This window comes from Rhizobium sp. P2_G9, from assembly GCF_056403475.1.
In genome coordinates this window covers 40,497-51,280 of sequence record NZ_JBFUFK010000025.1, presented here as the reverse complement: position 1 = coordinate 51,280, position 10,784 = coordinate 40,497, and the positions used below count along the sequence as shown (strand labels likewise).

Annotated in this window: 11 protein-coding genes; 5 read left to right on the top strand and 6 right to left on the bottom strand. The window is 62.3% G+C overall.

What is annotated here, in order from left to right; all coding sequences use genetic code 11:
• Nucleotides 1-10 precede the first annotated feature (10 nt).
• From AC1DYF_RS20795 to AC1DYF_RS20785, 3 genes are all read right to left on the bottom strand, one after another.
• Nucleotides 11-892 carry an ABC transporter permease gene (locus AC1DYF_RS20795; RefSeq protein WP_477878664.1) on the bottom strand — a complete coding sequence of 294 codons (882 nt, stop codon included), beginning with the start codon at nucleotides 890-892 and terminating at the stop codon, nucleotides 11-13.
• Between the two features lie 12 nt (nucleotides 893-904).
• Complete coding sequence (locus AC1DYF_RS20790; protein WP_477878663.1) at nucleotides 905-1,723, bottom strand: ABC transporter ATP-binding protein; 819 nt, start codon at nucleotides 1,721-1,723, stop codon at nucleotides 905-907.
• 102 nt (nucleotides 1,724-1,825) lie between these two features.
• Nucleotides 1,826-2,842 carry an ABC transporter substrate-binding protein gene (locus AC1DYF_RS20785; protein ID WP_477878711.1) on the bottom strand — a complete coding sequence of 339 codons (1,017 nt, stop codon included), beginning with the start codon at nucleotides 2,840-2,842 and terminating at the stop codon, nucleotides 1,826-1,828.
• A 224-nt stretch (nucleotides 2,843-3,066) separates the two neighbouring features.
• Between AC1DYF_RS20785 and AC1DYF_RS20780 the strand changes: the two genes are divergently transcribed.
• The 3 genes from AC1DYF_RS20780 to chrA all read left to right on the top strand — a co-directional run bounded on the left by AC1DYF_RS20780 (nucleotide 3,067) and on the right by chrA (nucleotide 7,436).
• The gene (locus tag AC1DYF_RS20780) at nucleotides 3,067-5,094 is read left to right on the top strand and encodes a bifunctional DedA family/phosphatase PAP2 family protein (RefSeq protein ID WP_477878662.1); all 2,028 of its coding nucleotides are present in this window, start codon (nucleotides 3,067-3,069) and stop codon (nucleotides 5,092-5,094) included.
• A gap of 115 nt (nucleotides 5,095-5,209) precedes the next feature.
• Complete coding sequence (locus AC1DYF_RS20775) at nucleotides 5,210-6,028, top strand: chromate resistance protein ChrB domain-containing protein (protein WP_477878661.1); 819 nt, start codon at nucleotides 5,210-5,212, stop codon at nucleotides 6,026-6,028.
• Nucleotide 6,029: 1 nt separating this feature from the next.
• Entirely contained in the window at nucleotides 6,030-7,436 is a 1,407-nt protein-coding gene (gene chrA, locus AC1DYF_RS20770) for a chromate efflux transporter (protein ID WP_477878660.1), read from the top strand.
• 268 nt (nucleotides 7,437-7,704) lie between these two features.
• Here the strand turns inward: chrA and AC1DYF_RS20765 are convergent, their stop codons facing one another.
• Entirely contained in the window at nucleotides 7,705-8,088 is a 384-nt protein-coding gene (locus AC1DYF_RS20765; protein WP_477878659.1) for a low affinity iron permease family protein, read from the bottom strand.
• Nucleotides 8,089-8,171: 83 nt separating this feature from the next.
• On the opposite strand from AC1DYF_RS20765, the gene AC1DYF_RS20760 reads away from it, so the two are divergent.
• Together AC1DYF_RS20760 and AC1DYF_RS20755 are read left to right on the top strand one after the other, a co-directional pair.
• Nucleotides 8,172-8,396, top strand: a complete 225-nt coding sequence (locus AC1DYF_RS20760; RefSeq protein WP_477878658.1) for a hypothetical protein — start codon at nucleotides 8,172-8,174, stop codon at nucleotides 8,394-8,396.
• A 73-nt stretch (nucleotides 8,397-8,469) separates the two neighbouring features.
• The gene (locus AC1DYF_RS20755) at nucleotides 8,470-9,639 is read left to right on the top strand and encodes an extracellular catalytic domain type 1 short-chain-length polyhydroxyalkanoate depolymerase (RefSeq protein ID WP_477878657.1); all 1,170 of its coding nucleotides are present in this window, start codon (nucleotides 8,470-8,472) and stop codon (nucleotides 9,637-9,639) included.
• A gap of 52 nt (nucleotides 9,640-9,691) precedes the next feature.
• Here the strand turns inward: AC1DYF_RS20755 and AC1DYF_RS20750 are convergent, their stop codons facing one another.
• Together AC1DYF_RS20750 and AC1DYF_RS20745 are read right to left on the bottom strand one after the other, a co-directional pair.
• Nucleotides 9,692-10,288 carry a general stress protein gene (locus AC1DYF_RS20750; protein ID WP_477878656.1) on the bottom strand — a complete coding sequence of 199 codons (597 nt, stop codon included), beginning with the start codon at nucleotides 10,286-10,288 and terminating at the stop codon, nucleotides 9,692-9,694.
• Between the two features lie 28 nt (nucleotides 10,289-10,316).
• Nucleotides 10,317-10,628, bottom strand: a complete 312-nt coding sequence (locus tag AC1DYF_RS20745) for a hypothetical protein (RefSeq protein ID WP_477679647.1) — start codon at nucleotides 10,626-10,628, stop codon at nucleotides 10,317-10,319.
• Nucleotides 10,629-10,784 lie beyond the last annotated feature (156 nt).

The following is a 10,784-nucleotide window of genomic DNA, read 5'->3' as shown; positions in this document are numbered from 1 at the left end:
CACACCAACTTCACTGCGTGTCCAGATGCTGCTGCGGCCGCCATTTCGCCAGGCGGTTCTCGATGATCGTCATGATATATTCCGCCACCAGCGTCACGACCATGACCAGGAGGATGGCAGCGAACATGCCGGCGGCGTCGAATGTGCCCTTCGCAATCGAGATCAACTGGCCGATGCCGAAGCGGGCGCCGACGAATTCGCCGACGATGGCGCCGATGATGGCGAAGCCGAAGGAGACGTGCAGGCTGGCGAAGATCCAGCTCATCGCCGAGGGGATGATGACGGTGCGCGTCACCTGCCAGTTGGAGGCGCCGAGAATGCGGGCATTGGCGATCATGTTGCGGTCGGCTTCGCGCACGCCCTGGAAGGCATTGGCGAAGACGACGAAGAACACCATGATGAAGGCGAGCGCCACTTTCGACGCCAGACCCAGCCCCATGATCATGATGAAGATCGGCGCCAGAACCACGCGCGGGATCGAATTGATCGCCTTGATGTAGACGGAGAGCACGTCCGATGCCATCCGGTTGCGGCCAAGCCCAACGCCGACGATGACGCCGGCGACCGAGCCGAAGACGAAGCCGATCAGCGCCTCTTCCATCGTCACCCAGAGATTATACCAGAGAGACCCCTGGCTGGTGCCGTTCACTGCCCAGTCCCAAAGCCTGACAGCGATGGCGCTGGGGCTGGCATAGAAGAACGGATCGATCCATCCGAARTCCGAGCCTAGCTCCCAGAGGCCGAGCAGGATCACCAGGATGGCGATCTGCCAGAACAGCACCATGTGCCTGCGGCGGCGGATGGATTTGAGTGCGGCGGCTTCGATTTCGGCATCGGACGTGCCGGGGGCGAATGCGACGCGCGGGGTGGTTTCAAGGGCGATATCGGCCATGGTCGTGTTCCCTCAGGCCGCTTCGGCGGCGCGGCGATAGCTGGTCTCGACCTCTTCGCGCAGGTCGTCCCAGATGGTGCGGCAATAGGTGATGAAGCTCTGCTCGTAGCGGATCTCGGAGACGATCCTCGGACGCGGCAAGTCGATCGTGTAGACCGACTTGACCGTGGCGGGGCCGGCTGTCAGCACATAGACCTTGTCGGCAAGTGCCACGGCCTCTTCGAGATCATGGGTGACGAAGACGACGGAGGCCTTGCGCTCGGCCCAGAGTTTCAACAGTTCCTCGTGCATGACGGTGCGGGTTTGCACGTCGAGCGCGGAAAAGGGCTCGTCCATCAGCAGGATTTCCGGCTCGTTGATGAAGGTCTGGGCCAGCGAAACGCGCTTGCGCATGCCGCCCGAGAGCTGGTGCGGATAGTGATGCAGGAATTTCGACAGGCCGACGCGGGCCAGCCAATCCTTGGCCGCCCTCTCCGCCTCCGCCCTGGATTTGCCGCGGAACAGCGGGCCGGCCATGACATTGTCGATGACATTCTTCCACGGAAAGAGCGCATCGGTCTGGAAGGCGAAGCCGACGCGGCGGTCTATGCCGCTGACGGGGCCACCCATCAGCCGGACTTCGCCGGCACTCGGGCGCGCCAAGCCGGTGACGAGATTGAGCGTCGTCGACTTGCCGCAGCCGGTCGGGCCAACGACGGCGACGAATTCGCCGCGCTCGACGGTCATGTTGAAATCGCGTAGCGCGGTCAGCGACTTGCCGGTGGGCGAGACGAAACGGCGGCTGACATTGATGAGCTCGATGGCCGGGCCAGTCGATGATGAGGTCTGCATGATGATAACCTGACGGCGTGCTTGAGCGGGCGTGCACGCGAAAGCCCGTTGGAAACGGCGAGACCGCCCCCAGCCGAAGCCGGAGGCAGCCTGCCGGGAGGATCACTTGACGGCCTTGACGAACTCGGTCGTGTAGGTCTTCGACAGGTCGATCTGCTTGCCCTGGATGTTCTTGGAGAATTCAGACAGCACGGCGAGCACGGTCTTCGGCCCATCCTCCGGCATCACGCCATCGGCCGTGAACATGCCCTTGCCGGCGTCGAGCGCTTTGACATAGCCGTCCTTGTCGCCGAAGTAGAAATCGGCCGGCAGCTTGTCGGCGATTTCAGCGGCCGAATGGGTGTTGATAAAGCGCAGCGTCTTGACGAAGGCATTGGCAAGCTTCTGCGCCTCGTCCTTGTGCTCCTCTACCCACGACGTCTCCATATAGAGGGACGCTGCGGGATAGGTGCCGCCCAGCGCCTTGCGGGTGGTGTCGACGGTGCGCAGGTCGACGAGGACATTGGCCTCGCCGGTCTTCATCAGCCGCGAAATGGTCGGCTCCGTGGTCATGCCGGCCTGGATCTGGTCCTGCTGCATGGCGGCGATGAAGGTGGCACCGGCGCCGACCGGTACTGTCACCACGTCGCCCGGCTGCAGGCCGGCCTTGGAGGCCATGTAGAGGGTGAGGAAATTGGTCGACGAGCCGAGGCCGGTGACGCCGAGATTCTTGCCCTTGAAATCGGCCGGTGACTTGATCTCCGGATGTTTGGCCGACACCATCTCGACTTCGCCGGGCGCCTGGCTGAACTGGACGATCGATTCGACGAACTTGCCCTTGGCCTGGAGGTCGACGCAGTGATCGTAGAAGCCGACCACGCCCTGCACCGCGCCGGCGAGCAGCTGGTTTTCGGCATCGACACCCGCCGCTTCGTTGAGGAGTTCGACGTCGAGGCCCTCGTCCTTGAAATAGCCGAGCGCTTCGGCAAGCTTGGCGGGCAGGTAGATCTGCTTCTCGTAGCCACCGACCATGATCGAGATCTTGTCGGCGGCATGAGCCTCAACGGCGTTCAGCGTCGCCGCGAGCGCGATAGTGGTAAGAGCGACTGTATGAATTAGGTGTGTGCGAAAGGCTCGCATCGAAATCTCCTCCTGGCTGTTCGTCATCGCTTGCCGCGCCATCTTTGCGATGATGCGTTCCTCCGCGATGCCGATGATCTTAGCCAACCCAACCTTTCAGCTAGCTTTCAGTTTCGGGAGGATGGAGAAATGATGAGTCCATCTCGACCGGGCAAAGTCATGCAGACGATATTCAGCTGCAATTCGTTAAATCTGGTCACAATGCGCATGGAGATAACTGCCCAGTGTTCACAGACCTGCTTTCGGGCATCACCGCACTGATCGAGCAGCATGGCTATGCTGCCTATGCCCTGATCTTCCTTCTGGCGATGTCCGAGGCATTGCCGGGCATCGGCATTGTCGTGCCCGGCACAGCCGTCATATTGGCCGTCAGCGCACTGATCCCGGCCGGCGTGGTCAAACTATGGCCGATGCTCGCCGCCACCGCCTCGGGTGCGATTGTCGGCGACGGCCTGTCGTTCTGGCTCGGCCATCGCTATCAGCGCGCGCTGCTGTCCGCCTGGCCGCTCAACCACTATCCAGCCATGGTCGAGAAGGGGGAAGCTTTCTTCGCAAGGCATGGCAATATGGGCGTGTTCCTGGCTCGCTTCATTCCCGGCATTCGGGCAGTGGTGCCCCTGCTCGCCGGTATTGTCGGCATGCCGCCCTGGCGTTTCTATCTCGTCAATGTGCTCTCCGCGATCGCCTGGACGCTCTCGCATGTCCTGCCTGCCGTGTTCGTCGGTGCGGCTTTCGCCGAATTCGGCAAGGCGGCCAAGCCGCTCGCCATTCTCCTGGCGCTGATCATCGTGCTCCTATGGCTGGCATGGACGCTACTGCGTTGGGCCTTGCGCTACGGCCTGCCGCGCCTGGTGCGCATTCTCGCCAGGACCCGGGGCTGGGCAAGACGCGGCGACGGGATTGCCGCGAGAACAGTGTCCCGGCTGATGGGCAGGACGCCGGGCGATGCGATCGCGCTGCTTGTCGCCGGCGTCGTGATCGTCGCGGCGGCGTGGATCTTCCTCGGTGTGCTCGAGGACGTCATCAATGGCGATCCGCTCGTGCAGGCAGACAATTCGGTATTCCAAGGCTTGCGGGCACTGCGCACCGACGCCGGTGACGCCATCATGATCAGCCTCACGGAACTCGGCGACACGGTCGTGGTCAGCGCCGTGACCACCGCTGTGTTCCTGCTGCTGGCGCTGCGTCGCGCCTGGCGCAGCGCGCTCTTCCTGCTGATCGCCGTCGCCGGCGGATCGCTGGTCAATACGGTGATCAAAGCGACTTTGCACCGGACCCGGCCTGGCGAGATGGCCTATGGCGGCTGGAGTGAGTTCTCGTTTCCAAGCGGCCACAGCACGTCGAACGCCATCCTTTATGGCTTCCTCGCCGTGTTGATCGCACGCGAGCTTCGCCCTGCCTGGCGCTTGCCGCTTGCCTTCGCGGCCATGCTGATGGCTGTGTCGATCGCCTTCTCGCGCGTCTATCTCGGCGCGCACTGGTTTTCCGATGTCGTGGCCGGCTTGTCCTTCGGCACGCTCTGGCTGACGGCCGTGTCCTTCATCCTGTTGCGCGGCCGACAGGAGGCCGTCGGACCGGCGCGGATCGCTACAGCAGCGGCCGTTGCACTGCTGGTCGCAGGCGGTCTCAACATTCACCACAACCACGCGACCGATATGCGCCGCTATGCCGTGCAACAGGCAATTGTGACTGTCCCGCTGCAATCCTGGCTGCAGGACGGCTGGAGAGCCCTGCCGGCGCGCAGGATCGACATTACCGGCGAGGACAAGGAACCGTTGACTTTGCAGATCGCCGGTGCACTGGCCGACATCGATAGCCGCCTCGCCGCCAAAGGCTGGAAAGAGCCGCCATCTCTGGTCTCCAATGCAAACGCCTGGCTGGCGCCGCATTCCGGACCGGACCAACTGCCCGTCTTCCCGCTGCTCGCCAGCGGCCATGCCCCCGACCTGCTGTTGGTCCACCCCGATCCGCAAGGCGTCCGTGGCCGGTTGGTGCTGCGGCTCTGGCAATCCGATCTCAATGTCGATGACGGGCAGCTTTCTCCGGTCTGGTTCGCCTCGGTGGTGCATGAGCAGTTGTCGACGTTTGGCTGGATGACGACGCGGGCAATTTCCGACCAGGACTATTCCGGGCCGCGAGACGCGGCGGCCGCAGCCTTTGCCACCGTCAGCCAGGTTAAGGGCGGCGAGCCGGCCGATGGTTGGGATGGAAAGGTCAATCTCATCCGGGCAGATCCGGTCCGATCGCCATGATCCCGCTTGACAGGTGCGGCGCGGTTTTGCGATGACAAAATCCTGGGGTCTGCGATCACCCCACGAGGCGACAGCCGAAATCGCGTCCATTCAACCCTCACCGGAAGGACGCACCATGCCCTCGTTCCTGGAAATCACCCCCGACCGCCTTAACCGCCTGATCGGCACGCCCAATTGCCCTGACCTCATCGACGTGCGCGTCGACGAGGATTTCGACGCCGACCCCCGCCTGATCCCGGGCTCGCGGCGGCATCCTCACACAGACCTCAGCTGGATCGAGCGCCTTGACGCGGAAAGCGCCATCGTCATCTGCCAGAGGGGCAAGAAACTGAGCCACGGCGTGGCCGCATGGCTCCGCCACCACGATATCCCCGCAGAAGTGCTCGAAGGCGGCTTCGAAGCGTGGGTCTCGCAAGACCTGCCCGCAGTGCCGGTCTCGCGCTTGCCGCTCCGCGACGCGCAGGGCCGCACCGTCTGGGTGACCCGGTCGCGGCCGAAGATCGACCGGATCGCCTGCCCCTGGCTGATCCGCCGCTTCGTCGATCCCGATGCCGTCTTTCTCTTTGTCGCGCCATCTGAGGTCGAGCTGGTGGCCGACCGCTTCAACGCTGTCCCGTTCGATATCGACTCCGATATCTTCTGGAGCCATCGTGGCGATCTCTGCACCTTCGACGTCATGGTCGAGGAATTCGGCCTCGGCACCGCGCCGATGCAGCGCTTCGCCACCATCGTCCGCGGTGCCGACACCTCCCGTCCGGAGCTCGCGCCCGAGGTTGCCGGCCTGCTTGCCGCCTCGCTCGGCCTGTCGCGGATGTTCAACGACGACCTCCAACAGCTCGAAGCGGGCATGACGCTCTACGACGCCTTCTATCGCTGGTGCCGGGACGCCACCGAAGAGACACACAACTGGCCCACCAACAAGAAAGGGTTTTGAGATGTCCGAGACCGCTTTGAATGGAGGCGCCGAAATCGCAGGTGCGGAACACGCCCACGGCGTCTCCTTCGCCGAGGCGTTCTGGGTCTGGGTGCGGGTCGCGGCGCTGAGCTTCGGCGGACCTGCGGGGCAAATCGCCGTCATGCACAGGATCATCGTCGACGAAAAGCGCTGGATCGGCGAGCATCGTTTCCTGCATGCATTGAACTATTGCATGCTGCTGCCAGGGCCGGAGGCGCAGCAGCTCGCCATCTATATCGGCTGGCTGATGCACCGGACGCTCGGCGGTCTGGTTGCCGGCATCCTGTTCGTGCTGCCAGGCTTTCTCTCCATCCTCGCGCTGAGCTACATCTACGTGATCTTCGGCGATGTCTCGGTGGTCGACGGCCTGTTCTTCGGGCTGAAAGCCGCGGTGCTCGCCGTTGTCGTCCAGGCCGTGTTCCGCATCGGCGGCCGAGCGCTGAAGAATAAGCTGATGATCGGCATTGCTGCAGCCGCCTTCATGGCGATCTTCTTCTTGCATGTGCCCTTCCCGCTGATCATCCTCGCCGCCGGCATTATTGGCTATGTCGGCGCGAGGACCGGATCACCGTTGTTCCGGGCGGGCGGTGGCCACAAGGCGGGGTCTGGCCCCGTGCTGAGCGATGCCGATTCCTGCCTCGGCGAAGCGACGCCCCCGCATGCGCGGCCGAACGTGTCATGGTCGCTCAAGATGTCGGTCGTGCTGCTTGCGCTCTGGATCGTGCCGGTGGCCGCATTATATGCCGCTTTCGGCCCCAGCGACGTCTTCACGCAGATCGCGGTCTTCTTCTCGAAGATGGCTGTCGTCACCTTCGGGGGAGCATATGCCGTGCTTTCCTATGTCGCGCAGCAGGCCGTCGACCATTACCACTGGCTTAAGCCCGGCGAGATGCTGGACGGTCTCGGCATGGCGGAAACCACGCCGGGTCCGTTGATCCAGGTCGTGCAATTCGTCGGCTTCATGGGCGCCTACCGCGATCCCGGAACGCTCGGCCCGCTGACGGCGGCGACGCTCGCCGCGGTGCTGACCACCTGGGTCACCTATGTGCCGTGCTTCCTGTGGATTTTCCTCGGCGCTCCCTTCATCGAGAAGCTGCGAGGCAATGCCGCGCTCGCTGGAGCGCTCTCCTGCATTACCGCCGCCGTCGTCGGCGTCATCCTCAACCTGGCGATCTGGTTTGCGCTGCACACCCTGTTCTCACGGGTTCGGCCGTGGGCGCTTGGTCCGATCGAACTCGATGTGCCGGTGCTGGCGTCGATTGTCGTCCCTTCGCTGGTGCTCTCGGTCGCCGCGGCAATCGCCATCTTCAGGTTCAAGATTTCACCGATCACAACGCTCCTGACATGCGCGGCAATCGGGGTGATCTGGAAGATCTCGATCGGTTAGGCGCCTGGCGGGATGGCCGCTTTGCGGCAAAGCAGTCGTCGACGATGGCTCAGCGAGAGGGCAGTATCACCTTCCACGCGTCCCACGAACCACGACGGTACGACGCAAACTAAAGAAATCGATTGCGCATGGGTTCCCGTAGCCGGCAGACCGTTCTCGACTGGATCGTCAGGTGTGCCTTTACGACAAAACGCTCGCTCCTGGCGCAGACCTGCGGTCGCACCACGAATAGTCACCAACGAGGCAACGGCCAAGTTCATCCAAGTGTTCAGGCCGTGCTTCTTTCTTCGGCCGCTTCATTGACACACTCCGCCTTGCTCGCGAGATCATCACTCATCTCTCGCAGCTGCTTTTCGTCGAGCTTTTCGATCCCGACAAAGCGATTGGCAGCTTGGCTCGACAGGATGAGTTCATCGAGTTTGGCTTGCAGCGCCTTGCCGTCCCTGTTCTGGGAATTCTGAAGCACGAACACCATCAGAAAAGTGATGATCGTCGTGCTGGTGTTGATGACGAGCTGCCAAGTCTCGGAATAGTTGAAGAAAGGGCCTGACGCGGCCCAGGCAAGAACAAGGGTCACGGCGGCCACGAAGGTTATAGGTTTGCCGGAGGCACTTGCGACGGCAGCTGCGAACTTGGCGAAAAACTTTGACACGGATGGACTTCCAATATGAGAGGTGCAGGGATGTGCGCCAATTCAACTGTCACCCTTCGCTTAAGTTCCCGGATGACTTGAGGATGACGCGAAATGTCGCAAGCCAGGGCTGGGTGTGGCGTTTCGGCATCAAGAAGCTCAACCGGTTGAAGCTTTCAACCAACGGGAATGCAGATTTCGTCTTCATTCAACCAGCCGTGCGGGCGCGCTTCACGCTTGCTGGCACCTGCTACGAGATACCGTCCCCCAAGGCGTCGAGCAAGCGTTCGAGCCGATCGAGACGCGTGGCCTGTTTCGCGGCAGACTGAAAATCCCGTTTCGAAAATCTCGGAACCAATTGGTCCGAAAGCGTACGAAGCGAGATAAGTCGCCAATAAATTTGTGCAGCGCAGCATTCGTGCCTACTTGTCGTATTCACGCCCGTGTCGGGCGAAGGAGACGGATGTGCTTAGAAATCAAAACAAACGTGCGCTGGTCGAGCTGACGGGCTTCGGACCCAACCCCGGTGCGCTCAAGTGCTGGCTCTATCTGCCGAGCATTCTGGCTCCGWAAACGCCGCTGGTGGTCGTGCTGCATGGTTGCACCCAGGACGCAGCAGGCTTCGACCGCGGCTCCGGCTGGACACAGTTGGCCGAGGAGATGGGGTTTGCGGTACTGTTTCCCGAGCAGCAGCGCGCCAACAATGCAAACCTTTGCTTCAACTGGTTCGAGCCGGGCGACACGCACCGCGATGCCGGGGAAGCTCGGTCTATCCGCGAAATGATCGGCCATGCCGTAGAGGCGCACGGCTTGGATGGGGGAAAAGTGTTCATCACCGGGCTGTCAGCCGGCGGGGCAATGGCCAACGTCATGCTGGCGACCTATCCGGAGGTTTTTGCGGGCGGGGCGATTATCGGCGGACTGCCATACGGCGTGGCCTCCGGTGTCGGGCAAGCCTTCGAAAGGATGCAAGGTCGCAATTCCCCCAGTGCGGCGCCTTTGCGATCAGCTTTGGCGCTCACCTCTTCGGGAGTAAATTCACTGCCCCGGATCTCCATCTGGCACGGCACGCATGACCAGACCGTGAGACCCGTCAACGCCGCGCAGGTTGCCAGTCAGTGGGTTGGTGCGCATGGCGGCGACGACGCAGCGGACAGCGTCAGCACTGTCAACGGACACACCCGAAAAATCTGGCTCGACAAACAAGGCAACGAGGCTGTCGAACTCTACCTGATCAAAGGCATGGCACATGGCGTTCCTCTTTCGGTGAGTGGAAAAGTTCCGCTCGGGGAGATTGGCTCGTTCATGTTGGAGACGGGGATTTCATCGACCGCGCGCATTGCGAAAAGTTGGAACATCGTCGGCGACCTGGATGTGGCGACCTTCGAGGGAACAACGAAACCGTCATCGTCCCAGCCGGTCTTCGAGGGCGTGGAATCGCTCGTCGAAAAGGCGATGGCCTATGCGAAATCAAAAACGCCGGCAAAAGTCGCGGCGGGCAGAAACGGTCACAGTGACGGTGTCGGCAAAGTCATCACCGACGCGCTACGCGCCGCCGGACTGATGAAATAACGATCTGGGAATAGAGGGACGCCGACGGCATTCAACCGTCGGCGCCGCTCATTCAGACACGCGAATATCGGCTGCGTTCCTGTTCGATCTGGCCAGTGCTGTAGGGGTCGAGCGCCGGATCGAAACCCTTCCAGCCCTGCTGCTCGTATGCGCCGCGGCGAACACTGGGATCAACCCAATTGGAACCACGGAGAATGCCTTCGGCCTGGGCATAGCGGCCTTCATCGACCTTGGCGGTCACCAGCGTGCCGCCGCGGCGGACACCTTCGGCGTAAACCTCGGCATCGGCCTCCGGCACGCCTGAACTCGTGAGAGCGCCGATCAAGCCGCCCGTCGCACCACCAACAACGGCACCGCCTGCCGCGCCGACTGCCAGTGCGGCGAGCCAGCCCGCCGCAACCACCGGCCCGACGCCGGGAATGGCGAGCATGCCGAGGCCGGCGAGGAGACCGCCTGTACCGCCGACGACAGCCCCGACGCCTGCGCCGGTGCCCGCATCTTCAGCCGTATTGGACTCGTCCTTGTAGTGACCGTCGCCGTTGTTCGAGACGATGCTGATGTCGCTGTCAGGAATGCCGGCGCTTTTGAGATTGGATACCGCCGCGCTGGCGTCGCGATAAGTGTCGAAAAGACTTGTAACTGTTTTCATTGAATGACTCCTTGGTTTTGAAAATTGCTTACTGAGCGACGACGTTGCCCTGGTAGTCCAGCGCAACCGACGTCGACTTGCCATCCTTCATCGCGGTGCCGCGCCAGATGCCCTTGTCGTCCAGTTGGAGTCCGCTCACATCGGTAAAGCCAGCGTCTGCAATACGGCCCTTTGCCTGCGCTTCGGTGAAGGAGTTCTTGCCTTCGACGGGAGCGTTCGCGTTGTTGGTGCCGGACGTGGCGACCGCAGGCGTCTTGGTTTCGGTGGCCGTCGTCGTTTGCGCAAATGCCTGGCCTGACACCGCGGTGAGCAGCGCCGCTGCCAAGATAATGTTTTTCATGAATTTTTCCTTGTTCGGGCCGGAAGCGACCCGCATTCTAGAAATGCGCTCGCACCCGCAACGTTCCGGTATTGTGTTTCGTCCACCGCCTCTGTGCGATACCGTACGGAGCGCGCGAACGGCCGGCAGAAGGGCAGGCAAGTTGGTGGCTAATTG